Origin of the sequence: Pantoea sp. ANP04 (assembly GCF_041982285.1) — a bacterium.
Lineage (GTDB): Bacteria > Pseudomonadota > Gammaproteobacteria > Enterobacterales > Enterobacteriaceae > Pantoea > Pantoea eucalypti.
The window spans coordinates 34,188-59,706 of sequence record NZ_JAUTYS010000008.1; the positions used below are offsets into that span (position 1 = coordinate 34,188).

Here is a 25,519-nt window from a genome sequence, read left to right on the forward strand (position 1 = left end):
CCCTGCGACCTTTCTGCCTGTGCGCCCGTTGCCGGTGGGCCTGACCGATAATAATAAGTCCTGAGGAGTGTCGATTTAATGTCGAATTTCTTTATCGACCGCCCCATTTTTGCCTGGGTGCTGGCGATTCTGCTGTGCCTGTGTGGCACCCTTTCGATTATTTCGCTGCCTGTTGAGCAGTATCCCGATCTGGCTCCACCTAATGTGCGTATCACCGCTAACTATCCCGGCGCATCCGCCGAGACGCTGGAAAACACCGTGACTCAGGTGATCGAGCAGAACATGACCGGCATCGATAATCTGATGTACATGTCCTCGAACAGCAGCAACACCGGTCAGGCGCAAATCACCCTCACCTTTACTGCCGGGACCAATCCCGACGAAGCCCGCCAGCAGGTTCAGAACCAGTTGCAGTCCGCCCTGCGCAAATTGCCGCAGGCGGTGCAGTCGCAGGGCGTGACGGTCAACAAAACCGGTGACAGCAATATTCTGATGGTGGCCTTCGTCTCGACCGACGGCAGTATGGATAAGCAGGATATTTCAGACTATGTCGCCAGTAATATTCAGGACCCGCTGAGCCGTATTGATGGCGTTGGCCAGGTTGATGCTTATGGCTCGCAATATGCGATGCGCATCTGGCTCGATCCCAACAAACTGATCGCTTACGCGCTCACCACCGACGATGTCGTTAATGCAATCCAGTCGCAGAATACCCAGGTGGCTGTGGGTCAGGTCGGTGGCCTGCCGTCGGTGGAGAAACAGGCACTTAACGCCACGGTCAACGCCCAGTCGATGCTGCAGACCCCCGAGCAGTTCCGGGCCATTACCCTGAAGAACAATCCCGACGGTTCTGTGGTGACGCTGGGCGATGTTGCCACCGTGGCGCTGGGCGCAGAGAAGTATGATTATCTGAGCCGCTATAACGGCCAGCCTGCGTCAGGCCTGGGCGTGAAGCTCGCGTCCGGTGCTAATGAGATGAACACCGATAAGCTGGTACGGGCGCGTATAGAGGAACTCTCGCACTATTTCCCTCACGGCCTGGAAGCAAAAATTGCCTATGAAACCTCGCCGTTCGTCAAAGCATCAATTACCGATGTGGTGAAGACGCTGCTTGAAGCAATCGTGCTGGTATTTGGCGTGATGTATCTGTTTATGCAGAACTTCCGCGCCACCTTAATTCCCACCATTGCGGTGCCGGTAGTGCTGTTTGGCACCTTTAGCGTCCTTTATGCCTTTGGATTCAGCATCAATACCCTGACCATGTTTGCCATGGTGCTGGCGATAGGACTACTGGTGGATGATGCCATTGTGGTGGTGGAAAACGTTGAACGCATCATGCATGAAGAGGGACTTTCGCCGCGTGCTGCCACACGAAAATCGATGGGACAGATTCAGGGTGCACTGGTGGGTATTGCGCTGGTGCTCTCTGCGGTGTTTGTGCCAATGGCGTTTTTCGGCGGTACCGTTGGCGCCATTTATCGTCAGTTCTCTATCACCATTGTCTCGGCGATGGTGCTGTCGGTGCTGGTGGCGATGATCCTGACGCCAGCGCTCTGTGCCACACTGCTCAAACCCGCTACGCAGGGCGAGGTGCACGAGCGTCGCGGCTTCTTCGGCTGGTTCAATCGCCACTTTAATCGTAACGCTGACCGCTATGAACGCGGCGTTGCGGGCATCCTGCGCACAGGTGGTCGCTGGCTGCTGGTCTATGTCGCGATTATTGGCCTGATGGCGTTTCTGTTTCTGCGTCTGCCGACGTCGTTTCTGCCGCTGGAAGATCGCGGCGTATTCCTGACTCAGGTTCAGCTTCCGGCAGGTGCGACGCTTGAGCAAACGGCCAGCGTCGTTGCCAAAGTCGAAAATTATTATCTCACCGAGGAGAAGGCCAACGTACTGTCGGTTTTCTCCACTATCGGTGCCGGGCCGGGCGGCAATGGACAGAACGTCGCACGTCTGTTTGTCCGTCTGAAAGACTGGGAAGCGCGGCCCGGCGCCGATCGGACTTCGTTTGCGATTATCGATCGCGCGACCAAAGCGTTTCAGAAGATTAAAGAGGGCCGGGTTATTGCCAGCAGTCCACCTGCTATCACCGGCATGGGCAGCAGCTCTGGTTTTGACATGGAACTGCAGGATCACGCCGGTATCGGCCATACCCAACTGATGGCGATGCGCGACAAACTGCTGGAGATGGCCGGCAACGATAAGTCGCTGTCACGGGTACGGCACAATGGACTGGATGACAGTCCGCAGCTGCAGATCGATGTGGATGCCCGTAAAGCGCAGGCGCTGGGCGTGTCGCTGGATACCATCAACGACACGATGACCACGGCCTGGGGCTCAACCTATGTGAACGACTTTCTTGATCGCGGCCGGGTGAAAAAGGTCTATGTACAGGCCGCCGCCGAATTCCGCATGCTGCCGGACGACGTCAATAAGTGGTATGTGCGCAACAGCAGCGGCAAAATGGTCCCCTTCTCCGCGTTTGCCACCAGCCGCTGGGAGACCGGCTCACCCCGTCTTGAACGCTATAACGGTTATTCTTCACTGGAGATTGTCGGGGAAGCGGCTAATGGCGTCAGCAGCGGCACGGCAATGGACGAGATGGAAAAGCTGGTGAATGCCCTGCCGCTGGGCGTCGGGTTCCAGTGGACAGGTGCTTCTTATCAGGAGCGCCTCTCTGGCTCACAGGCACCGGCGCTGTATGCGATATCGTTGCTGGTTGTATTCCTCTGCCTGGCCGCACTGTATGAAAGCTGGTCAATTCCGTTCTCGGTGATGCTGGTGGTCCCACTGGGTGTCGTCGGCGCGTTGATTGCGACCTGGCTGCGCGGACTGGAGAATGATGTCTACTTCCAGGTGGGCCTGCTGACAGTCGTCGGGTTATCCGCCAAAAACGCCATCCTGATTGTGGAATTTGCTAATGAGATTAACAGTAAAGGACGCGAACTGGTGGAGTCCACGCTGGAGGCATCGCGTCAGCGTCTGCGACCGATTCTGATGACCTCGCTGGCCTTTATCTTTGGCGTGCTGCCGATGGCAATCAGCAGCGGCGCAGGCTCCGGCAGTCAGCACGCGGTAGGAACCGGTGTGATGGGTGGAATGATCTCCGCCACGCTGCTGGCGATCTTTTTTGTGCCGCTGTTCTTTGTGCTGGTTCGCCGTCGCTTCCCGCTTAAAGAGAAGCCACTCGACTGATCACTGAGGCAAATAAAAAGCGGCCACTGATGTCAGTGGCCGCCTTATTTCTGTGTGTGGTAAGAATTCCAGTCAGCAGGTTTACCCCGCCTTTACCTCAGCCTGTTACTTGTTGCGTAACATTGCTTCGATAAATTCTTTCCAGGTTCCCATTTCAGTGTCAATCATGATGCCCTCTCTTATTGTGCTGGCGATGTTACGCTCTTTTTTTAATCAGGTGAATACGGTTACACCTGTTTTATTTATCGGCAAGCCTGATAAAAACATGAATTCTGCCGGTTCTGGAAGCTGACGCACATTTCAGCAACTCCTTAACCCGATTGAAAATAATTTATTTTAAGCCCAGCGGTAGACTATTTTATCTGCATGGCGAAATTCCGAATAAAATAATGCTAAGCAAGGTAATGATTACCTGAGAAATTGACAGCGGTTACCCGAGGATAAACGGTGGCTTTCACGACACGATCGCGGGTCAGATTCCCGCGCCCCGGCAACTGCCGCAACGGATCACACTATGGTAAACTCGCGCTTTGGCTGCTTTTTTAGCTTTTACTTCTCACAGGACAATAAGGATCGGGCAATGAGCACGCAGTGGGTGATGTTCGGGATTAAAAATTGCGACACCATAAAAAAAGCCCGGCGCTTTTTAACAGACGCAGGCGTTGAGTATCACTTTCACGATTACCGTGCCGATGGCCTGAGCGATGTCCTGCTGCAGGAATTTATCGATGCGCTGGGCTACGAAGCCCTGCTTAATACCCGCGGCACCACCTGGCGTAAACTGCCAGAGACCGACCGTGAAGGGGTTACCGATGCCAGCAGCGCCAAAGCGCTGATGCTGGCGCATCCCGCCATGATTAAGCGCCCGCTGTTGCGCACCCCGGATGGCAGTTTGCTCGCCGGTTTCAGCGAAGCCACCTATCAGAATGCTATCCAGGAGAGGTCATAATATGTTTTGCCCGGTCATTGAGCTGACGCAGCAGCTTATTCGTCGCCCTTCCCTCAGCCCCGATGATGCCGGATGTCAGGCTCTGCTGATCGCCCGTCTTGAAACTATTGGTTTTAAGATTGAAACGATGAACATCGACGACACCCTGAATTTCTGGGCCACCCGTGGCGAAGGTGAAACACTGGCGTTTGCCGGTCACACCGATGTGGTGCCGCCTGGCGATGCCAGTCGCTGGATCAACCCACCTTTTGAGCCCACCATACGCGATGGCATGCTGTTTGGTCGTGGTGCGGCCGACATGAAAGGTTCACTGGCCGCCATGGTGGTAGCTGCCGAACGTTTTGTTGCAGCACGTCCCCATCACAGAGGGCGACTCGCCTTTATGATTACCTCTGATGAGGAGGCCAGCGGGACCAACGGCACGGTTAAAGTGGTTGAACGGCTGATGGCGCGCCGGGAACGGCTCGACTATTGCCTGGTCGGTGAGCCGTCCAGTACGGAAGTGGTCGGTGACGTGGTGAAAAATGGCCGTCGTGGATCAATTACTGCCAACCTGACGGTGCATGGTGTGCAGGGGCACGTCGCCTATCCGCACCTTGCGGATAATCCGGTCCACCGGGCAATGCCAGCACTGAATGAGCTGGTCGCCACGGAGTGGGATCAGGGGAATGAGTTCTTCCCGGCAACCAGCATGCAGATTGCCAATGTCCAGGCGGGCACCGGCAGCAACAACGTGATTCCTGGCGAGCTGTTTGTGCAGTTTAACTTCCGCTTCAGCACTGAACTCACTGATGAGCTGATTCGTCAGCGCGTCGAAGCATTGCTGGATCGTCACCAGCTGCGTTACACCATTGAGTGGAAACTTTCGGGTCAACCCTTCCTGACCACGCGCGGTAAGCTGGTTGATGCCGTCGTAAAAGCTGTCGCGCACTATAATGAAATTAAGCCGCAGCTGCTGACTACGGGTGGAACCTCTGATGGCCGGTTTATTGCCCGGATGGGGGCGCAGGTGGTTGAACTGGGACCGGTAAATGCCACCATTCATAAAATCAATGAGTGTGTGAAAGCTTCAGATCTGCAGATGCTGAGCCGGATGTACCAACGCATCATGGAACAACTGATCGCCTGATGGCGATGTTAAGGAGCAGCAAATGGAATTTATTAAAGATTACTGGTGGATCCTGGTGATCCTGCTGATGGTTGGCGTGCTGATGAACGTTTATAAAGATCTGAAACGCATCGATCACAAGAAGTTTATGGATAACAAACCAGACCTGCCGCCGCATCGTGATTTCAACGATAAATGGGATGACGACGATAACTGGCCGAAGAAGAAGTAAACGAAAATGCCCCTGCTCTGCAGGGGCATTTTTACATCAACGCGATAACGTCATCGTCACCGGGTTTTGCGCCGCTTAACGCCTCATCAAAGTAGCGTTTTGGCACCGTATAACGCAGATGATTCAGCGCCAGTTCCATACTGCGATGATCGATGGCATGCGCCAGATCGTCAACGATGTCCAGAGTGACGTCGCCCCCGCGGGCGGTCAGCCGCTGCTCCGCCTCCTGTGCATGGTGCAACGGGATCTGCTCATCATAATCACCGTGGATCAGATGAATCGTGGTGCGGGTACTGGCTTTCTCCGGCAGCGTGATAAACCTGCCATTGAACACCACCGCGCGGCCCGCCAGATCAGGATTCGCTTTGACGCCTTCCAGCACCATACTGCCGCCCTGGGAAAAACCGACTAAGGCTGTCGCTTCCGCCCGCACGCCGCTCTTTTTTTGCCAGTGCCGCACCGACTCGACAAACTGCGGCATCGCCGCATCAACCCGCTGCTGGATAGTCTGATCGTGCAGGTCAGTTTCGCCAAACCACTGACGAACCGCGCCAGGCGAGCCAACGGACACCACCAGCGCGTCGGGAAAGGTTTTCGCAAACCAGTGACCAATCTCACCCATTGAATCCGGGTTATCGCCAACGCCATGGTAGAGCAGAAACAGCTGTGCTGTGGTAGCAGGCTGTTGAACGATTACATATTTCAGTGTCATGTTGTTGACCTCCTGTGTTCACTCTACGCCGCGTAGCAAAAAATGATATGGGGATAATTTGAACCAGCTGGTCGAATTATTTCAACGGCCGGTGCAGTCAGTCCGCAGTCACACCCAGGCTCTGGAGCGCTGTTGCTGCCTGCTGACGTAACACCGCGACCAGCGCTTTACGGCCACTCACGCCTGCCTGCCGGGCAAGCTCGCTTAGCGCATCGGGGGCGGCAACGACTGCGGCCAATAACGGGGCGGGCGCGACACTGGCTTCTGCCAGACGCTGCAATACCGGCAGGCTCGCCTCCAGGGGCCGCTGCGCCCAGGCAAAACCGATGGCCAGATGCATATCCTGGGCTGTTAATCCATTATCTGGGATCTGATCAAACTGCAGGTCCAGCGCGATATGTTGTCGCAACAGTGGCCAGTCACGCGCCAGCTGTTCTGCCGCCCGGCGCGCTAATGCCCTGCCCGCAGCAGAACAGGGCAGAATAGCCATTGCCGCATAGCAGCCGCTGCTGGCTTCGAGTTGACTGCCTATTCGCACCAGAGTAAAACCACAGGCGCGCCAGAACGCCCAGAGTGATTCAGTGTAGCCGAAGCTGACAGAGAGGTAGTCGTGTTCGGCAGCCGCACGGGCCGCGGCGGCCACAAGCTGCTGACCGATTCCGCGGCGACGGCTCTCCGTTGCCACGGCAACACGGCTGATTCGTTGCGAGCGCAGGATTGCCGCTTCGGCAAGACCGGCGTGGGCTGCCAGCGATTGCGCCACCAGATTCCCGCGTGGTCGCCGGGTGCCCGCCCAGACCGCCTGCGCCAGTGCTGGCTCAAGACCGCCCTCCTCCACCAGCCAGAGTGCACCCTGTAATGCAGGTGTCTCGCCCGCCCGCCACAACGTCATACCCGGCGCATCCAGCAGGCGGCGCAGATCAAGTGGCGACGTGCGATAGTGCGCGCTGGTGAGCAGGCGATAGGCGGCTTCGAGCGTGCTGAAATCGTGACGTTCAACAGGATGCGGTGTGGCCGGAGAATCGGGTGCCGTCGCGCTGGCATCGTCAAACAGCAGCGCCTGATTCAGCCACTGCTCCAGCGGATCACAACGCGACCAGCGCAGCGGCTCGTCCAGCGTGAAATAGTGCACCCCGCTAAGCCCGGCGCAGAACTTAAGGATAAAGCCGCGCCCGCTGCCTTCGTAGCCCTGTACAGTGGTGGTGAGCAGCACACGGGGATACCGGCTGACCAGCGCCTGCAGTAGCGGGGCCGGTATCGCCGCCGCTTCATCCACAATCAGCCAATCCGCCTCGGGCGGCGGCTCCAGCGCCAGCAGTGCATCCGGCGCCATAAAGTGAAAATGCTCAGCGGCAAAGGTGGCCAGCACCTCCGTTGAAGCTTTCGCGGGTGCCGTGACCAGACAATGGCGATTCTGGCGGGCCAGCATCCCCGCCAGCGCCGATTTACCCCGTCCACGGGCGGCGGTCAGCACCGCGATCCCCGATGGCAGTCTCATCAGTTGATCGAGTATCGCCTGCTGCTGTTGCGGGGCCTGACAGTGCCATTCTGGCCAGTCAGGCTGCACCGGAAAACGGCATGGCTGATGCTGCCGCTCCAGCAGTACCTGGTCATCCGCCAGGATCAGCTGTTGCAGATGGTGAACAAAACGGGGTGTTGGAATGGGCTGAGCGACATCGGCCCAGCGCAGGCTGTCGGTGTCAGGCTGCTGCGACCACCGTTCCCAGGGCGGGACCAGCAGTAACAGCCAGCTACCTGCGGTGAGCGTGCCAGCCAGCGCAGCGAAAGCCTCGGCATGAAAGCCCTGGCGGGCATCGAATATCCCATGACGAAATTCACGGCCAAGCAGCGTGCGAACCGCACCTGGCTGTTTGTGTATAAGTGACTCACCAGAGGAAGCAGAAAGGAGCGGCTCCGGGCTTAGCACCAGCCAGTCGCCTGGCAACGCTTCATGCCACTCTGCAGCACGCTCCAGGCACCAGTCCGGGTCGCCGCTGATCACGGCCAGGCGACGCACACCGGCCTGCTGCATAGACTGTGTTGCGATCATCCGTTACTGGCGAAGGTGTTGCACTGTCCTGGATTGCCACCATCAAATCCGCGCTTAAACCAGGTGTAGCGTTGCTCAGAGGTGCCATGGGTAAAGCTGTCCGGCACTACGCGGCCCTGACCCTTCTGCTGCAGACGGTCATCACCAATCGCCTCCGCGGCGTTCAGCGCTTCCTGCAAATCCCCTGCTTCAAGGATGTTCTCTTGCTGCATATAGTGTCCCCAGACACCGGCAAAACAGTCTGCCTGCAATTCCATTTTCACAGAGAGCTGATTGACCTGCGTCTGGCTCGCGCCCTGCTGCATTTCACGTACTTTAGGCTCAATACCCAGCAGTTTCTGAACATGGTGGCCCACTTCATGCGCGACAACGTAGCCCTGGGCGAAGTCGCCGTCAGCGCCGAGTTTGTTTTTCATCTCGTCATAGAAAGAGAGATCGATGTAGACAGTCTGATCGGCAGGACAGTAGAAGGGTCCCATCACGGATTGGCCTGTGCCGCAGCCGGTTCGGGTTGCCCCGCGATACATCACCAGCTTCGGTGCAACATACTGTTTGTTCATCTGTTTGAACAGCTTGCCCCAGGTATCTTCCGTGGTTGCAAGAATCACCTTAGTGAATTTTGCAGCCTCGTCATCATTGGTGCTGACGCTGCGCTGTTGCTGCTGGCTGGTTGGTGCAACGTCCCCACCCGTCAGCAGCGCGGTCAGGTCATAACCGTAATAACCTGCAATAGCCACCACCACCAACAGGATGATACCGCCTTTGCCGCGCGGCAGACGAATCTGACGGCCTCCGCCACCTAAACCGGACGATTGATCGCGACGGTCCTCTACATTGTCGCTTTCGCGACGCCCTTGCCAGCGCATGCTCTCTTCCCTCAGTCATTTTTTTCAGATGGCATGATTTTAGTTGCGTGACCGGGCAATCACCAGCTTTAGGCTGAAATGAAAACGGAGAGCCTGGGCTCTCCGTTTTATTCTGCTTACTTACTGCACTGCAGGCTGACTCAGTCGAGTTTTACACCCAGCCGCTGTGCCACTGCTTCATAAGCTTCGACTACGCCACCCAGGCTCTGGCGAAAACGGTCTTTGTCCATTTTATCCAGGGTCTCTTTGTCCCACAGGCGTGCACCATCTGGCGAAAACTCATCGCCCAGCGTGACTTCACCGTTAAACAGACCAAACTCAAGTTTGAAATCAACCAGAATCAGACCCGCATCGTCGAACAGCTTGCTCAGCACTTCGTTGGCTTTAAAGGTCAGTTCCTGCATCCGCGCCAGGTTCTGCTTGCTGACCCAGCCAAAAGTTTCGCAGTAGGATTCGTTGACCATCGGGTCATGCTTTTCATCATCTTTGAGGAAAAGATCAAACAGCGGGGGATTGAGCACAATGCCCTCTTCCACGCCCAGACGTTTTACCAGCGAACCTGCGGCGCGGTTACGGACCACGCACTCTACCGGCACCATCTCCAGCTTCTTCACCAGCGCTTCGGTATCAGACAGCAGCGCTTCCATCTGGGTTGGAATACCCGCTTCCTGCAATTTGGTCATGATGAAGTGGTTAAACTTGTTGTTAACCATTCCTTTGCGATCAAATTGCTCAATTCGGGCGCCATCACCTGCTGACGTATCGTTGCGGAATTCGAGTATCAGCAGATCCGGATTATCGGTGCTGTATACGGTTTTCGCTTTACCGCGATACAACTCAGCTCGCTTTTGCATCTTATTCACTCCAGACTTGAAATAACGGGTGTTCAGCGGCCAGTGCCGCTGCGGCGATTGCCTTGACGCAATCGTTTACTTCGCCGCGCGCTATTATGCCAAAAACAAAATAAAAAGGCCGGAGAATCTCCGGCCTGAGGCAACTTTATTTGTTCAGCGCCGCCTGGAACACGGCCACCAGCGCATCGTTCTGCGACTGGGTCAGCACATGCCCTTTCGGGTCGATAAATTGCAGACTGGTGCGGTTGTCCAAATCACCGACCTGCACTTTGTAATCACCGTCAGGTAATTCCGGGTCTTTTGCGCCAATGGAATCCCAGTCGCTGCTGCTCAGTGACTTGTAGGTCACTTTCATGCTACCCGTTGAGCGAGTGGTATCCGTCACCTCCATCCCAACGCGTTTCATCGCTTCAGGCAGACGCTGCCACGCCACATTATATGGCGTGCGCAGGATCAGCATTGGCAGGCCGGTATCATCTGCGCCGCTCTGCACATCAATAGCCCCACTCACCCGACCTGCCGCCGCGTTTTCACTGGCGGTATCAATCTTGTCCAGACCGGTGCTGATTTCATTCAGCATCTGCGCGGTATAGCGCTGAATCTGCACAGGTGAGGTAACGGTTTTGCCCGCCTGCTGCAGCTCCAGCAGACGTACGGTGAGCTGCTGCTGATAGCTCTGCGACTGCACACTGATCTGGTAGCGACCACGATACTGCTGATCTTCATCAGCACGGTTCCACTGTACCCAGTCGGTCGTCAGCTGCTGGCCGGCGTCATTACGTGAAGCAATCGCGAAATTGTTTGACTGCACGACGCTCACGACGCGGGGCCAGACTGAACCACGGCTACTATCAATCATCAGTGCGCCCGTGTTGTTGCTGAACTGCGCACGGGTGCCGTTCATCAGCGCCAGCGGCTGGGCAGGTGGACGAATGTCGAGCTGCTTGCCGGTGGGTGCCTGACTGCTGGTGCGCGGTACATCGTAATCACCACGCTGTACCGGCAGGATCATGCCGGCCGGCGCTTTCAGTTCACTTAACTGACTGGCTTCAAGATAAGATTCGTCACCACTGACCTGGCGCTTATAACGCTGATCACTTGAACAGGCCGACAACAGCATCAGGGTAGAAAGCCCCACCACTGTGGCTACTGTTGACCGCTTTACTGAGTAATTCATTCAAACTCCCTAAATTATCGCAAACCCGCTTTCACCAGCGCCTGCTCCACTTTCGGCTGGCCAGCTGCAGTCAGTGGCGTCATTGGCAGACGCAGCGTGTCGTTAGCGATTAATCCTAGCTGTTTCGCAGCCCATTTCACCGGGATAGGATTGGGTTCACAGAAAAGCGTCTGGTGCAGGTGCATCAGACGCTGATTCAGGCGGCGTGCTTCAACGAAATTGCCCTGCTGTGCAAGTTGACACAGTTGAACCATTTCGCGTGCAGCGACGTTTGCGGTCACCGAAATGACGCCTTTACCGCCCAGTTGCATAAAGTCCAGCGCAGTCGCGTCATCGCCACTCACCAGAATGAAATCTTCATTTACCAGCTCTTGGATCTGACTAACACGCGATAAGTTCCCGGTTGCCTCTTTGATTCCGATAATATTTTTGATTTCGGCCAGGCGGGCAACGGTTTCCGGCAGCATGTCACAACCGGTGCGCGAGGGAACGTTATACAGCATCTGTGGCAGGCTGGTGCTATTCGCAATCGCTTTGAAGTGCTGGAACAGCCCTTCCTGGGTCGGACGATTGTAATAAGGCGTCACGGTGAGGCAACCCACCACGCCGGAATTTTCAAAACGCTTCGTCAGAGAGATGCCTTCAGCGGTGGCGTTTGCACCGGTTCCGGCTATCACCGGGATACGGCCATCAGCCAGTTCCAGGGTCAGCATCACCACATCACCATGTTCTTCATGGCTCAGGGTTGCAGATTCGCCTGTGGTGCCGACGGAAACGATCGCCGCGGTGCCGCTGGCGACATGATAATCAATCAGTTTTTTCAGACTCGACCGGCAGACATTACCGTTGTCATCCATTGGCGTAACGAGTGCAACAATACTTCCCGTAAACATTGGCGATCCCCTCGACAAACAAGTGCTTCATGGTACGTTTTACACTTAGGGAAAAGCAAGCAAGCCACGCCATTCCCGCGCTTGTCAGCAGTTTTTTTTATGTTTACCTTATGGTTATTAGCGAAAGCAGAGGAAAAGCCATTTTGCCGCAATCTCAGCCCCATCATCTGGTGATCACCGCGCTTGGTGTTGACCGTCCGGGTATCGTCAACACCATTACCCGACACGTCAGCAGCTGCGGTTGTAATATTGAAGATAGCCGTCTTGCCATGCTCGGGGATGAGTTCACGTTTATTATGCTGCTGTCGGGCAGCTGGAACGCAATCACACTGATTGAATCGACATTGCCGCTGAAAGGCGCAGAGCTGGAGCTGCTGATCGTCATGAAGCGAACCAATGCCCGGCTTCGTCCGCCGATGCCCGACACCGCATTCATCCAGGTTGAAGTGGCCGATTCGCCGCATATTATTGAGCGTTTCACCGATCTTATTGATAAGCATCAGATGAACGTGGCCGAACTGGTGTCGCGAATCACACCTGCGCAACACGAATTGCCACCGACACTCTATATTCAAATGACGGCCCACAGTCCAACGCGAACCCGTGGCACGTCGTTTGAGCAGGCTTTTAATACCCTGTGCCAGGAGCTGAATGCCCAGGGAACGCTACGTCTCTACAGTGTCTCAGACGCCGACAGCAGCGAACCTGTCAGCGCGATACGCTAAGCTTTGGTCCTTAAACCGGAGTTATTTCTCCACATTACTGACGCCTGAATGCTCGGCTATGTGGTGAAATACCCCCTGATGGTAATGTTGCTGCTGGCCGTTTCTGGCCGGATGGTGTATTACCCACAGCCTGAATAAGAAAATGGAGAGATGTGATGAATCCACTGAAAGCCGGAGATACTGCACCCGCATTTAGCCTGCCTGACCAGGACGGCGAACACGTGAATCTGACCGACTTCCAGGGACAGCGCGTTCTGGTGTACTTCTACCCGAAAGCGATGACACCAGGCTGCACCGTGCAGGCGTGCGGTCTGCGTGACAACATGGATGAGTTGAAAAAAGCGGGCGTGGAAGTGCTGGGTATCAGCACCGACAAACCGGAAAAACTGTCAAAGTTTGTCGAAAAAGAGCTGCTGAACTTTACGCTGCTGTCAGATGAAAATCATGAAGTCTGCCAGGCGTTTGGCGTCTGGGGTGAAAAAACGTTTATGGGGAAAACCTATGACGGTATTCATCGCATCAGCTTTTTGGTTGATGCCGAGGGCAAGATCGAAAAAGTGTTTGATAACTTTAAGACGTCGAATCACCACGACATGGTGCTGGATTACGTCAAATCAGCCTGATGTTAAGGGGCGCGTTAGTCTGACCGCCGCGCCCCTGCTTCTCTTTTTCCCGCACGTTTACCCTGCCGTAATGAAACATCCGGTTTCACCCGACTAGGAGTCGGCAACGATCACACAGTTACGTCCGGCACTCTTCGCCTCATAGAGCGCCGCATCCGCCTGTTTCAGGCTGTTTTCCAGTCCCGCATCCTGCGAACCATTCCAGGCCGCCACGCCAATAGACAAGGTAATGCGCCCCACGTCAGTCAGCCAGGCTTCAGCAATGCCCACCCGTACGCGTTCTGCGATGATCTGCGCCTCATCCAGGGCCGTTCCTGGCAATAGCATCAGAAACTCCTCTCCGCCATTGCGACAGACCACATCAGACTGACGGGCGCTGGCACGCAGCGTACTTGCCACCTGCTGAATGACCCGGTCGCCCACGTCGTGGCCCCAGCTGTCATTAACGTTTTTGAAATGATCGATATCCAGTGCCAGCACCGAAAAAGGCTGGCGCAGGGTCCGATAGTACTCCAGCACCGCATTCAGACCCCGGCGATTGAGTACCTGAGTCAGCGGATCGGTCTGCGCTTCTGAGTTAAGGCGACCAATTTTATCCTGCACCAGCCCAATACCGGTGAGCAGCGCGCGCTTTACCTGGGCCGCCTCAAAATACCAGGCGGTGATGCCGCCAATTTCTTTTGATACGCCCTGCGCATCCATCCGGCTGGCTTTGCGCGCCAGCTGGAAGAGTGGCCGGGCAATCAGACGTGCCATGACTAAGGCCACCAGCAGAGTCAGCAGCGCGAACGGCACAGAATTTTTCAGCACTTTCATCAACAGACCGGACAGCGGATCCAGTGTGACGTTAATCGGCTTCAACGCTACCACTGTCCAGCCGGTCGTCGGCACCACGGCAAAGCCCGCCAGCTGTGTGGCATTACCCGGACCGGCAAGCATCAGCGAGCCATTGGTCTGGTCATCACGCGGATTGACGATGGCAGGCAGCGTTTTGCCAATCAGTTGACGATTCTGGTGATACAACACCTCATTGTTGCTATCGAGCACATAAACCGTTGTGCCATCGCGATAGAACTGCTCACCCAGCAGCGCATTGAGTATGCTTTTCTTCTTCAGGTAGATCGTGCCGCCGATGTAGCCCAGGTAGTCACCCTCGGGACTCCAGACAGGCCATGAGACAAAAACCAGCAGATTATTGGCGGCAGAAAGGGAGGGTTTACTGATGATCGGCTGTCGCAGGGTCAGCGCCTCTCGCGAGGCGTCACTGGTGAGGTGCATACCCTGTAACGTCAGTGACTCGGGGGAAATTGCTTTGATCACGCCCTGCGCATCCACGATCGCGACGGAGTTGAAACTGGTGGTCTGCTCACGCAGTCGATTGACTTCATTGTTCAGCAGCCCCTGATTAGTAAAGTCACGGCTGAGCTGATTGGCGCTGTAATGAAGTTGAGACTGCGCCAGCTGGAAGAAAATTTCACTGGTTGAGGCGAGCTTGGCGGCATACGCCCGGTTAGCCTCAAGCGTGGTGTCAATAAGCACCTGGCGCTGAACCCGCCAGGTAGCGTAGAGCGCGTTCGCGAGTGTGATAACAATGCTGACAATCACCAGCAGGGCGATCAGATTGCGCAAATCGGCCTTGGGCCGGATGTGCTTTAGCATGGCGTCGCCGCGCCGAAGATGAGTGTCATGTCGTGAATGCCTGATTATTTTTTTAAGTGTGCCAGAGGCCCTGATATCCGGGCTTAAGTCTACACTGTGTCGGCATTTTTGAGCAGCACTAAGACAAATTTTACCCCGCTTAATACAGATTTAGCTGGCACTAATCGATTAATCCCTGACTATCGTAAAATGGCCAGGGTCCTGAAAAATGGCCAATCGCGCACTGATGTGTGACCATTCCCTCTCCGGGTTGCCAGCAATGCAGTAAATAGCCGGGCGGCTCCAGGATAAAGTGCGCGGGCCCCTCCGGATGCAGATCCAGCGCGACCTGATGCGATACGCCCGGCGCGACACAGGCGAGCGTGCCAGCAAAGCGGGTCTGCAGGCTGCGATGCAGATGTCCACACAAGACCCGTTCTACCTGCGGATGACGGGCAATGATCGCCTCAAGAGCCTGCGGATGGCGTAACCGTTGCCGATCCATATGCGCAATGCCGCAGGCAAAAGGCGGATGGTGCAGCATGACCAGGGTGGGCTGATCCGCGGACATGCCCAGCGCCTGGTCCAGCCATTCTAACTGTTCCTCATCTACCTCACCCCACGGCTGTTGCGGTACGCTGGAATCCAGGGCAATCAACCTGACGCCGCCCACACTCAGCTGCCAGTTCAGTGTGGGTCCGGATTGCAGATAGCCGTGATCAGGGAAGGCAGCCCGCAGCGCCTCGCGGTCGTCGTGATTGCCCGCCATGAGATAAAACGGCGGTTGCAGGCGCTGCAGGGCTTCCCGCAAAGTCTGATACTCATCCGGCCTGCCAAAATCGACCAGATCGCCGGTAATTACCACTGCATCAGGTCGCGGCTGCAGCGAGTTGAGGGTATCGATAACCTGCAGTAACGCCGCATGGGTATCGACCTGTTTGTATGAGAGGCGGCCATGGGCCTTGATATGCAGATCGCTGATTTGAGCAATCAATGTGGGTTGAAGAGACACAACAGACTCCTTAGCAACTGAATTCCAGCGCGGCGTGGCTGGTCAGCGACCAGCTGATACGCTGCCCCGCCTGCCAGATTTCGCGCGCATGACGATCGACCTGAATGGGATTATCCAGTCCGATATCAATCAGTAAGCGCTGTGAAGCGCCGAGAAACATACTGCCCACCACCACGCCGCGCTGGGCATAGCGCGTATCATCGGCCAGCAGAACATCTTCCGGGCGGCAAAAACGCACAGGATTGCCTTCCGGGTCGTGCGCTACGCAGTTAATCGCACCCACAAAATCGGCCACAAAGCGGGAGGCCGGACGCTGATAAATGCCCTGCGGGGTATCAAGCTGCACCAGACGGCCCTGCTCCATCACTGCGATGCGATCGCCCAGCGCCATCGCCTCCTGCTGATCATGCGTGACGTAAACGGCGGTGATCGCCAGCCGCTTAAGCAGCGCACCGATCTCCAGACGCAGTCGGTCGCGCAGCCTGGCATCAAGCGCCGCCAGCGGCTCATCAAACAGCAGCACTTTAGGCCGGGCGGCCAGCGCACGTGCCAGCGCCACACGCTGTTTCTGCCCGCCGGACAACTTATCAATCGCGCGATGTGCCAGAGGCGTCAGATCAACCAGCGCCAGCATCTCTGCAACCCGCGCCTCTCGCTCGGCACGCGGCACGCCCTGCACCTTCAGGCCATAGGCGACGTTCTGCGCCACGTTAAGTGTCGGGAACAGCGCGTAGTTCTGGAACACCATGCCGACATTGCGTTTCTCAATCGGCAGCGCGGTAACGTTACGTTGATCAAACCAGATCTCGCCCGGCGGATCGCTGCTTTCCAGGCCACTGATAATGCGCAGCAGCGTGGTTTTACCGCAGCCCGACGGTCCCAGCAGAACCAGCGTTTCTCCGGCGTGCACGCGCAGATCGAGCGGATGCAGCGCGACCTGCTGATTAAAGCGACGCGAGCAGTGGCGCAGCGTCACATTGATGGCCTCATTCATACGGTTTCCTCTCTCTGCTGCCGCGACGTTTGCCGTTCCAGCCAGTGATTACAGGCGTTAAGCAACAGCAGCAGCGGTAAAATCATCATGATAAAGATCAGTGTGTAGGCAGAACCGACTTCCAGCCGCATGGAGGTGTAGCTGTCGGCCAGCCCCACCGGCAGCGTTTTGGTCAGCGGTGTGTGGAGCATCCAGGTAATGTTGAACTCCCCCACCGACAGGGTGATGACCATAAACGCACCCGCCAGAATGCCGTTACGGCAGTTCGGAACGACCACAGTAAAAAAGCGACGCCAGAAACTCGCCCCCAGGCTGGCGGCGGCCTCTTCCAGGCGCGGAAGATCAATCGCCTGCATCACCGACAGCACCGGGCGAATCATGAAGGGCAGTGTAAAAAGCACATGGCCGATCAGGATAAAGAGCCAGCTGTCGCGCAACGCACTGAACTGACCGTAAAGCAGAATGATGCCCAGCGCGGTGGCGAGGCCCGGCAACGCCACCGGCAGCATCAGACACTCCTCAATACGCGAGGCCCAGCGTGACGGTGACTTGAGTAAGCCCCAGGCGGCGGGTATGCCAGCAATGACCGTCACCGCCAGACAGCTCAGCGCAATCAGCAGTGACAGCCAGAAGGTGTCGGCATACATCTGCCACACCTGCTCCACCCACTTCAGTGTCAGGCCACTGCGCAGGCCCGCGAAGTAGTTCTGTGTAACGCCCGCCAGCATCGAGAGCATGACCGGCACGATCATAAACAGTGCGGTGAGGCTTGTGATCGCCACCTGCAGCCAGAAGAGACCCCGTCGTTTCATGATTCATGCTCCTTCCGGCGCGTAAGGCCATTAGCCAGCATCAGCGCCAGCCAGGCCACGGCGCCCATCACGACTGAGAGTGCCGCCGCAGTGGCAAAGTTAGCGTAATTGGTGAACTCACCGTAAATGGTCAGCGGCAGCACAGCGAGTTCGGTACCCAGCGTAAAGGCGGTGCCAAACGCGCCCATACTGGTGGCGAAACAGAGTGCGCCACAGGAGAGTAGCGCCGGTTTCAGTCCGGGTATGATGACGTCTATGATGATGCGCCACTGGCTGGCACCCAGTGAACGGGCCGCCTCTTCCAGTGATCTATCCAGTTTCTCACTGGCCGCCACCAGCGTTACGATGGCACGCGGCAGCGAAAAGTAGAGATAGCCAACAAATAAGCCGCTGAGTGAATAGGCGAAGACCCAGCGTTCATGAAACAGACTGAGACTGAGTTGCGCCAGTACCCCCTGACGCCCCGCCAGCATAACCATCAGAAATCCCACCACCACGCCCGGAAAAGCCAGCGGAAAGGTCAGCAGCGCCAGCAGCGTCCCTCGCCCGGTAAAGCGCTGCCGCGCCAGAAAGCAGCCCACCACCGCCGCAATCAGCAGCGTAACCAGCGTCACCGCCGCCGAGAGCAGGACGGTATTCAGCAGGCTTTGCAGATATTGTGGCTGGCTGATTACCGTCCAGTAGCCACTGTGGTGCGTGGTGCGATCCTCCGTCATGCCGATCTGCAACAGGCGGGCAAACGGCAGCACCCAGAAGGCGGCAAAGAAGAGCAGCGCAGGCAACAGCATCCACGGCCAGTTTACCCCCAGCGGGCGGAGCCGATGGCGAAGCGGCCCGCCCGTGGTTAAGGAATTAATGTCTGAAAGTGACATCAGCGAATCTCACTCAGATAGCGGGCGGAGAAGCCCTTCTGTGCATCGGCCATCTGCTGATAATCGACCGTGTGGGCGCGCGCATAATCACTGTCAGGCAGAAAATATTTTTTCGCCTCAGGTGACATTGCGCCAGCCCGTACCGGACGCAGCCAGGCATTGGCCCAGATTGCCTGGCCCGCATCGGACAGCACGAAATCGATCACTTTCTTACCGTTGGCCGGATGCGGCGCGTTCTTCACGAGGCTGATAACGTACGGCACCGTCACCGTTCCCTCACTCGGGATCACAAACTCGACATTGGCGTGATCTTTGTAGCGGGCGCGATAGGCGTTGAAGTCATAGTCGATAAGAATCGGGATTTCGCCTGAAATCAGCCGCGCATAGGCGGTCTGCTTAGGCACAATGGGCTGGTTGCGCTGCAGCGCTTTGAACCAGTTGATGGCGGGAGTGAAGTCATGCAGGCTGCCGCCTTTGGCCTGATTCACCGCGACTGCGGCCACATAGCCTACAAAGGCACTGGCCGGATCAAGATAACCCACCATGCCTTTATATTCCGGCTTCAGAAGATCATCCCAGGATCGTGGCACCGGCGCGCCACCCAGCGCATCAACATTCACCATAAAGCCCATGGTGCCGGAGTGCAGCGCTACCCATTTGCCCGCCGGATCTTTCATACCGGCCGGGATTTCATCCCAGTGAGCCGGCTTATACGCGCTGACCACGTCAGCACTGACAGCCTGAATGCCGAAGCTGACGCCGTAATAGACCACGTCGGCAACCGGATTATTTTTCTCTGCCACCAGCTGCGCCAGCGCCTGACCCGAGTTTTTATTGTCCTGCGGCACATGAATCCCGGTCGCTTTTTCAATCGCCTGAAGCTGCGTGGCCCAGTCGGCCCACTCAGGCGGGCAGTTGTAGCAGATAGCATTTTCCGCCGCCTGGACCCATGAACTGGTCAGCGTGCAGCCAGCCAGCAGCGCGGCGCTGGCGATATATCTGAGATTAAACGTGAGTGACATGATGTTTCCCTGAAGAAGAGCCATAAAATGCCGGGGCGATACTCTCCCCGATCCGTAAATGATGGGGCAGCAGGTGGGTTTCACTGCCCGGATTCAGAAGCAGATCAATGGCGAGCGTTCCCATCAGCGCAATCGGCTGAACCACGCTCGCCAGTGACGGTGAAAGCTGTTCGCCCAGCGCAATGCCGTCGAAACCGATCACTGACAATTGATGCGGCACGCTGACACCTGCACGCGCAGCCGCCCCCAGCAGGCTGATAGCCAGCAGATCGTTACTGCAAATCACTGCAGTCAGCGGCGAAGGTGCATTCATCAGCGGCAGCAGCGGCTTGAAATCGGAGTGGATATGGCTGGGCATCTCAATCATCGCCTGCGGCGTCAGACCAGCCTGCTGCATGGCCTGGCAGTAGCCGAGAAAACGAAGACGCGCGCGATCGGATTGCTGCATTGGGCCTGCGGCCATCGCGATGTGACGGTGACCCAGAGAGATGAGATGGGTGGTCGCTTCGGCCATCGCTTTGCGGTTGTCGACGTGCAAAGCAGGCCATGCGTGCTGTTGCGGCACGCTGTGGGTCAGTACAAATGGCATCTTCGCTGCCGCCAGTGTGGGCAGCAGCGCACTGCGGTCGGCGTCTGCCACCGTCAGTACCAGACCGGCAACACGCTGGTGCAGCATATGTTCGACAATGGCTGCTTCCCGCTCAGCCTGATAATCACTGGTCGCCACCAGCAACGCATAGCCTGCCTGCTGCGCCTGCTGCTCCATCGCCTGCAATTGCATGGCAAAAACCGGATTGAGCAGAGAAGGCAGCAGTACACCGAGCGTGGTGGAGTGGCGGGTACGGAGCTGACGGGCAATGTGATTCGGCCGAAAACCTATCTGTTCTGAGGCGGCAAGCACCTTTTGCAGCGTACCCGGTTTAAGCAGATGAGGATCAGAGAAGGCGCGCGCAGCGGTTGCGCGGGAAACCCCTGCCAGTCTGGCTACGCTGATTAAATCGGTCATGTCTGCCTCGTTTATCGTCAATGAGATCGATCTCATTGCGGTTTAAACTAGTGGCGTTATATGACAGGCGTATCTCAGGAAGTTGACTGACAGATGACAGCGGCAGTGACGCCGCTGCTGGAGAGTTAAAGCATCAGGAAGGCGTAACCGCTGTTTTCCAGGGTGGCAACGGTGGTGCCGCTGGAGATGGTATGAGTGACCATCGGGTCAATCCAGTTGCGATCAAGCTGATGAAACGCGACAGACTGATCACAGATAGTGACCTGAACGCCCGCTTTTTTCAGCTCGCTGATCAGCTTCAGGTTCGGGTTATCGACGCCATAAGCTTTGCTGAACTGATCATTATTCAGCGCTGATGACACTGCATCACCGTTAATCGACACCACAAATTTCAGCTGGTCGAGTGGCACACCCGCCGCATAATAGAGGTTGGTGACGCGCGCTACGCGCTCCAGACCCAGATTCGGCTTACGAATATCGCCTTCATTACGGTTAATCTGGAAAACAATTTTATTACTCAGGCCCGCTGTCGTGCCGGGTTTAAATGCGGGCGTATCCACATAATGTATTTTACCGTAGCCCTCGATTGCTGGCGTACTCCAGAAATCAGCAGGCTCAGATTTATTATCCGCCATTTTCCCGCTGACCTTATCGTATAATTCCGGCAACTGTAAAACATTGCCCCCAATAAATCCGGCAACGGCTGCCATCACCACTAAAGCTGCTGGACGCATTTACGTTTCTCCCAATTATTTAAATATGAATTACATTGCCAGCCACGCGTATCCCTGATTTTGCAGGGTTGATACGGTGGTTGGACTGGAAAGCGCATGTACCACGGATTTATCAATCCAGTTATTGGGATAGTGATGGAATGCCACGGACTGATCGCAGACCGAGACTTTCACTCCCGCCTGATTCAGCTCATTAATCAGCTTCAGGTTTGGATTTTCGATGCCATAAAATTGTTTGAAATGGGCATTGTCCAGCATGGCGGGCGTCGCATCTCCGGTGACTGACACCACAAACTTCAGTTGGTCAGCCGGAATACCCGAGGCGATATAGAGATTGACCACCCTGGCTACACGTTCCAGCCCCAGATTGGGTGCGGTCATCGCCCCGTCACTTCGGGTAATCTGGAAAACAATTTTGTTACTCAGGCCCGGCACCGGTTTAAACGCGGCGTCAGGCTCGTAATGAATTTTTCCGTAACCTTCAATCGCCGGCGTGCTCCAGAATCCGGGTGCTTCCTGTGGCTCGGTTGCAAAATGGCGTGTCACTTTGTCGTAAATATCGCCACTCTGTGTGACAGCCGCGCCAACGACGCCGCCAATAATGGCGATTAACGCGTATGAAACAACTGAACGCATAACCCTTTTCTCCGGCATATTATGTCTGGCAGATTCAGAATTGAATCAGGTCGGCTATCTATACCACAGCGCAGGTGTAATTCTTGCCTCTGTAAATTCAGGTCAACGCAGCGCTGATAACTATTGAAATTATTCACAGCCGGAATTAATCGAAAAGTTTTATGATGAGAAATAAAAAGTCTTATCTGAAGTGGACCTAACTATTTCTTCTTTTTCCTTTTCGATGCTATTTATTATATAAAAATAACAACCAGGCTAATTTGGAATACGTGGGATAAGGCGGGAGAGACGATTTGATTTATCAATGGTTGAAAGGCATTTAGCGGCGCAGAGTGCGCTATTTTTTCAGAGTAGACCTGGAAAAACACATGCCATGTTCAGTTTTTTTGAGTGAATTTACATAACTTTATAAAAATAAGCTTACTGGCTTCGGTTGTCTGGCAGCAGATTCTGCTCTGATTCAACGAAACGCAATGTAAATAAACAACAACGCCGTAATATAACCGCTGACGACCCCGGCAATACCCCGCCAGTTTTTTTTCGTTTAACTGCCGTTTAAACTGGCAGGATATTCAATTTTTTTCTTCATAATCGGCGATCTTGCTCAAATCAGGCGGGCGATTTGCCAGAAAACAACATTTCTTTCTTTTGAGGCCCTGGTTAAGATAGTCACGAACCGTCGTTATCTGCGAAAAACGGAACATTCCCGCTGCGCACCTGTCCATTCTCAGGGCCTCTCTACAGGATTCAGGCATGTTGAACTCGTTAAAGAAAACGCTGATCGCCGCGCTCCTTCCGACGCTCATTTTCTCCACTCTGACACCCGCTAACGCCGATGTCAGTGACTCACTTCCCGATATTGGTACTACGGCGGGTTCGACGCTATCAATTAATCAGGAATTGCAGATGGGCGACTTCTATGTGCGCCAGCTGCGCGCCAGTGCGCCGCTAATCAACGATCCGCTGCTCAATCAGTACATTAATCAGCTGGGGCAACGACTCGTTTCTCACGCCGACTCGGTGAAAACGCCGTTCCACTTCTTTCTGATTCAGAACGATGAACTTAACGCCTTTGCCTTTTTCGGTGGCAACGTGGTGCTGCACTCAGCGCTGTTCCGCTTTACCGACAATGAAAGCCAGCTGGCATCGGTAATGGCACATGAAATCTCGCACGTCACCCAGCGCCATCTGGCGCGTGCCATGGAAGATCAGAAGCGCAACGCGCCACTGACCTGGGTCGGTGCGCTTGGCTCTATTCTGCTGGCGATGGCCAGTCCGCAGGCGGGCATGGCCGCGCTGACCGGTACTCTGGCGGGAACGCAGCAGGGAATTATCAGCTTTACACAGGGCAATGAGCAGGAAGCAGACCGCATCGGGATTCAGGTGCTGCAGCGCGCTGGCTTCGATCCCCAGGCAATGCCGAACTTTCTGCAAAAACTGGCCGATCAGAGCCGCTTCTCTTCTAAGCCACCTGAAATTCTGCTGACGCACCCCTTGCCCGACAGTCGTCTGGCGGATGCCCGCAACCGTGCTAATCAGATGCGGCCGGTGGTGGTGCAATCCACGGAAGATTTCTATATGGCAAAGGTGCGTTCGCTGGGCATGTACTCTACCGGACGTAATCAGCTTACTGACGAACTGCTGAGTCAGTACGCCAGCGGCAATTCCCGTGAGCAGATGGCGTCACAATATGGCAAAGCCATACAGTTTTTGCAGGCGAAGAGTTACGCCGATGCGAAACGTATTATCACCCCGTTGCTGGCGAAGCAGCCCAATAATGTCTGGTTCCTGGATATCATGTCGGACATTGATATCGGGCTGAATCAGCCACAGCAGGCCATCGCCCTGCTCACCGCCGCAACCGGTGCCAAAAACAGTCCGGTCGTGCAGCTCAATCTGGCCAATGCCTACGTTGAAGCGAAACAGTATGCCAATGCCAGCCGTATTCTGAACCGCTACACCTGGGCCAATAAAGACGATCCCAACGGCTGGGATTTACTGGCGCAGGCCTCGGCACAGCAGGGACTGCATGATGAAGAGTTATCGGCGCGGGCAGAGAGTCTGGCCCTGAATGGCCAGCTTGATCAGGCGATCACCACCCTGAGCAGTGCCAGCGCACAGGTGCCGCTCGGCAGCCTGAAACAGGCGCGTTACGATGCCCGTATCGATCAGCTGCGCCAGTTACAACAGCGCTTTAAGCAGTATCAGAAAGGCTAAGCACTCACACCGCCAGCACGTCGCGAACAGAGAAGAAAGGAGAGTCAGAGATGGTGACGATTTATCACAACCCGCGCTGCAGCAAGAGCCGCGAGACACTGGCGCTGCTCACTGCCCGCGGAATTGAGCCGGATGTGGTGCTCTATCTGCAAACGCCGCCCGACCACGAGACGCTGCAAATCCTGTTACAGAAACTGGGGATGCAGAGCGCACGCGAGTTAATGCGAACTAAAGAGGCGATCTACAGCGAGCTGGCGCTTGACGACAAAGGCGAAAGTGCGCTGCTGGATGCGCTGGTAGAGAATCCGGAGCTGATTGAAAGGCCGATAGTGATCAATGGCGACAGGGCGCGAATTGGCCGCCCGCCAGATGCGGTGCTCGACATTCTTTAAAGGCCGAGCGTCTCTTTAACAAAGGGAATGGTGAGTTTGCGCTGGGCGCTGATCGAGGCGCGATCAAGACGATCCAGCGTATCAAACAGCGTGCGCATTTCACGATCGAGTCGCTTCAGCAGGAAGCGACCCACATCTTCCGGCAGCTCAAATCCGCGTAACCCGGCACGCAACTGCAACGCCTGTAATTTATCTTCATCAGAAAGCGGCTGCAGGCGATAGATTTGCCCCCAGTCAAGGCGCGAGGCGAGATCGGGCAGCTGAAGATTAAGCTGGCGTGGCGGACGATCGCCGGTGATAAACAGACGCGTGTTACCGGTTTCCAGAATGCGGTTATAGAGATCGAAGATCGCCATTTCCCATTCCGGCTCGCCTGCAATGCACTCGATGTTATCGATACAGACCAGTGACAGCTGCTCCATCCCTTCCAGAACGTCCGGAACAAACCAGGTGCGTTTATCCAGCGGAACATAGCCCACGGCTTCACTGCGTGCGGACATTTCGGCACACGCGGCGTGCAGCAAATGGCTCCGCCCACCGCCTTCGCGTGACCAGAAGTAGAGATAGCTGCCATGTTGTTGGTTGAGCGCGCCTTTCAGGGCGGCAATCAGCGACGGGTTTTCCCCCGGCCAGAAGCTGGAGAAGGTTTCATCGTCAGGTAAATAGAGTGGCAATGACAATTGTGCCGGCGTGTTCAGAAGCACCTCAGCAAGAGAACAAGCAAAAAATCGGGGGAAGTCTAACACAGTTTTCAGAAAGAGATGAATGGGGCGTCCCTGCCCCGGATCCTGTCAGGCTCG

At 55.8% G+C, this 25,519-nt stretch carries 24 protein-coding genes; 8 read left to right on the forward strand and 16 right to left on the reverse strand.

All coding sequences use genetic code 11. The features are described from left to right. Nucleotides 1–78 precede the first annotated feature (78 nt). The 4 genes from acrD to Q7C21_RS12285 all read left to right on the forward strand — a co-directional run bounded on the left by acrD (nucleotide 79) and on the right by Q7C21_RS12285 (nucleotide 5,484). The gene (acrD, locus tag Q7C21_RS12270) at nucleotides 79–3,195 is read left to right on the forward strand and encodes a multidrug efflux RND transporter permease AcrD (protein WP_003848807.1); all 3,117 of its coding nucleotides are present in this window, start codon (nucleotides 79–81) and stop codon (nucleotides 3,193–3,195) included. A 580-nt stretch (nucleotides 3,196–3,775) separates the two neighbouring features. Beyond that, complete coding sequence (locus Q7C21_RS12275) at nucleotides 3,776–4,144, forward strand: ArsC family reductase (protein WP_008926544.1); 369 nt, start codon at nucleotides 3,776–3,778, stop codon at nucleotides 4,142–4,144. 1 nt (nucleotide 4,145) lies between these two features. Further along, nucleotides 4,146–5,273, forward strand: coding sequence for a succinyl-diaminopimelate desuccinylase (gene dapE, locus Q7C21_RS12280; protein WP_105098927.1), 1,128 nt, complete (start codon nucleotides 4,146–4,148; stop codon nucleotides 5,271–5,273). Nucleotides 5,274–5,295: 22 nt separating this feature from the next. After that, a complete protein-coding gene (locus tag Q7C21_RS12285; RefSeq protein WP_003848800.1) occupies nucleotides 5,296–5,484 on the forward strand; it encodes a YpfN family protein in 189 nt (62 codons plus the stop codon). A gap of 31 nt (nucleotides 5,485–5,515) precedes the next feature. Here the strand turns inward: Q7C21_RS12285 and ypfH are convergent, their stop codons facing one another. The 6 genes from ypfH to dapA all read right to left on the reverse strand — a co-directional run bounded on the left by ypfH (nucleotide 5,516) and on the right by dapA (nucleotide 12,036). Then, the gene (ypfH, locus tag Q7C21_RS12290) at nucleotides 5,516–6,196 is read right to left on the reverse strand and encodes an esterase (RefSeq protein WP_003848796.1); all 681 of its coding nucleotides are present in this window, start codon (nucleotides 6,194–6,196) and stop codon (nucleotides 5,516–5,518) included. Between the two features lie 97 nt (nucleotides 6,197–6,293). After that, nucleotides 6,294–8,246: a GNAT family N-acetyltransferase gene (locus Q7C21_RS12295; protein WP_337026979.1), complete on the reverse strand. Its 1,953-nt coding sequence runs from the start codon at nucleotides 8,244–8,246 to the stop codon at nucleotides 6,294–6,296. Continuing rightward, nucleotides 8,243–9,112, reverse strand: a complete 870-nt coding sequence (locus Q7C21_RS12300; protein ID WP_110411154.1) for a neutral zinc metallopeptidase — start codon at nucleotides 9,110–9,112, stop codon at nucleotides 8,243–8,245. The genes Q7C21_RS12295 and Q7C21_RS12300 overlap by 4 nt, the downstream gene beginning before the upstream one ends. 140 nt (nucleotides 9,113–9,252) lie before the next feature. Continuing rightward, nucleotides 9,253–9,966 carry a phosphoribosylaminoimidazolesuccinocarboxamide synthase gene (gene purC / locus Q7C21_RS12305; RefSeq protein ID WP_003848791.1) on the reverse strand — a complete coding sequence of 238 codons (714 nt, stop codon included), beginning with the start codon at nucleotides 9,964–9,966 and terminating at the stop codon, nucleotides 9,253–9,255. Nucleotides 9,967–10,111: 145 nt separating this feature from the next. Continuing rightward, nucleotides 10,112–11,143, reverse strand: coding sequence for an outer membrane protein assembly factor BamC (bamC, locus tag Q7C21_RS12310; protein ID WP_003848789.1), 1,032 nt, complete (start codon nucleotides 11,141–11,143; stop codon nucleotides 10,112–10,114). Nucleotides 11,144–11,157: 14 nt separating this feature from the next. Beyond that, nucleotides 11,158–12,036 carry a 4-hydroxy-tetrahydrodipicolinate synthase gene (gene dapA / locus Q7C21_RS12315; RefSeq protein ID WP_003848787.1) on the reverse strand — a complete coding sequence of 293 codons (879 nt, stop codon included), beginning with the start codon at nucleotides 12,034–12,036 and terminating at the stop codon, nucleotides 11,158–11,160. A gap of 143 nt (nucleotides 12,037–12,179) precedes the next feature. Between dapA and Q7C21_RS12320 the strand changes: the two genes are divergently transcribed. Together Q7C21_RS12320 and bcp are read left to right on the forward strand one after the other, a co-directional pair. Next, nucleotides 12,180–12,761 (forward strand): glycine cleavage system transcriptional repressor, encoded by a 582-nt coding sequence (locus tag Q7C21_RS12320; RefSeq protein ID WP_003848785.1) that lies wholly within the window; start codon nucleotides 12,180–12,182, stop codon nucleotides 12,759–12,761. A gap of 155 nt (nucleotides 12,762–12,916) precedes the next feature. After that, a complete protein-coding gene (bcp, locus tag Q7C21_RS12325; protein ID WP_003848783.1) occupies nucleotides 12,917–13,384 on the forward strand; it encodes a thioredoxin-dependent thiol peroxidase in 468 nt (155 codons plus the stop codon). Nucleotides 13,385–13,477: 93 nt separating this feature from the next. Here the strand turns inward: bcp and Q7C21_RS12330 are convergent, their stop codons facing one another. The 9 genes from Q7C21_RS12330 to Q7C21_RS12370 all read right to left on the reverse strand — a co-directional run bounded on the left by Q7C21_RS12330 (nucleotide 13,478) and on the right by Q7C21_RS12370 (nucleotide 22,110). After that, on the reverse strand, nucleotides 13,478–15,043 hold the full coding sequence (locus tag Q7C21_RS12330; protein ID WP_008926546.1) for a sensor domain-containing diguanylate cyclase: 1,566 nt from the start codon (nucleotides 15,041–15,043) through the stop codon (nucleotides 13,478–13,480). A gap of 160 nt (nucleotides 15,044–15,203) precedes the next feature. Further along, nucleotides 15,204–16,034: a phosphodiesterase gene (locus Q7C21_RS12335; RefSeq protein ID WP_003848775.1), complete on the reverse strand. Its 831-nt coding sequence runs from the start codon at nucleotides 16,032–16,034 to the stop codon at nucleotides 15,204–15,206. A 10-nt stretch (nucleotides 16,035–16,044) separates the two neighbouring features. After that, the gene (locus Q7C21_RS12340) at nucleotides 16,045–17,028 is read right to left on the reverse strand and encodes an ABC transporter ATP-binding protein (protein WP_187512848.1); all 984 of its coding nucleotides are present in this window, start codon (nucleotides 17,026–17,028) and stop codon (nucleotides 16,045–16,047) included. Next, nucleotides 17,025–17,840 (reverse strand): ABC transporter permease, encoded by an 816-nt coding sequence (locus tag Q7C21_RS12345; RefSeq protein WP_008926548.1) that lies wholly within the window; start codon nucleotides 17,838–17,840, stop codon nucleotides 17,025–17,027. The genes Q7C21_RS12340 and Q7C21_RS12345 overlap by 4 nt, the downstream gene beginning before the upstream one ends. Further along, entirely contained in the window at nucleotides 17,837–18,712 is an 876-nt protein-coding gene (locus Q7C21_RS12350) for an ABC transporter permease (protein WP_283543905.1), read from the reverse strand. Before Q7C21_RS12350 ends, Q7C21_RS12345 begins: the two co-directional genes overlap by 4 nt. Next, nucleotides 18,712–19,734, reverse strand: coding sequence for an ABC transporter substrate-binding protein (locus Q7C21_RS12355; RefSeq protein WP_003848768.1), 1,023 nt, complete (start codon nucleotides 19,732–19,734; stop codon nucleotides 18,712–18,714). The genes Q7C21_RS12350 and Q7C21_RS12355 overlap by 1 nt, the downstream gene beginning before the upstream one ends. Continuing rightward, nucleotides 19,718–20,740 carry a substrate-binding domain-containing protein gene (locus Q7C21_RS12360; RefSeq protein ID WP_283543906.1) on the reverse strand — a complete coding sequence of 341 codons (1,023 nt, stop codon included), beginning with the start codon at nucleotides 20,738–20,740 and terminating at the stop codon, nucleotides 19,718–19,720. Before Q7C21_RS12360 ends, Q7C21_RS12355 begins: the two co-directional genes overlap by 17 nt. 125 nt (nucleotides 20,741–20,865) lie before the next feature. Beyond that, nucleotides 20,866–21,474: a DsrE family protein gene (locus Q7C21_RS12365; protein ID WP_003848763.1), complete on the reverse strand. Its 609-nt coding sequence runs from the start codon at nucleotides 21,472–21,474 to the stop codon at nucleotides 20,866–20,868. A gap of 30 nt (nucleotides 21,475–21,504) precedes the next feature. Beyond that, nucleotides 21,505–22,110, reverse strand: coding sequence for a DsrE family protein (locus Q7C21_RS12370; RefSeq protein WP_003848761.1), 606 nt, complete (start codon nucleotides 22,108–22,110; stop codon nucleotides 21,505–21,507). A gap of 753 nt (nucleotides 22,111–22,863) precedes the next feature. Between Q7C21_RS12370 and Q7C21_RS12375 the strand changes: the two genes are divergently transcribed. Together Q7C21_RS12375 and arsC are read left to right on the forward strand one after the other, a co-directional pair. Then, nucleotides 22,864–24,327 carry a M48 family metallopeptidase gene (locus Q7C21_RS12375; RefSeq protein WP_078804657.1) on the forward strand — a complete coding sequence of 488 codons (1,464 nt, stop codon included), beginning with the start codon at nucleotides 22,864–22,866 and terminating at the stop codon, nucleotides 24,325–24,327. 50 nt (nucleotides 24,328–24,377) lie between these two features. Further along, complete coding sequence (arsC, locus tag Q7C21_RS12380; protein WP_375150745.1) at nucleotides 24,378–24,719, forward strand: arsenate reductase (glutaredoxin); 342 nt, start codon at nucleotides 24,378–24,380, stop codon at nucleotides 24,717–24,719. On the opposite strand, the gene hda is transcribed toward arsC, so the two are convergent. Then, nucleotides 24,716–25,423, reverse strand: coding sequence for a DnaA inactivator Hda (gene hda, locus Q7C21_RS12385; RefSeq protein ID WP_033743385.1), 708 nt, complete (start codon nucleotides 25,421–25,423; stop codon nucleotides 24,716–24,718). The two genes, arsC and hda, sit on opposite strands and share 4 nt — an antisense overlap. Nucleotides 25,424–25,519 lie beyond the last annotated feature (96 nt).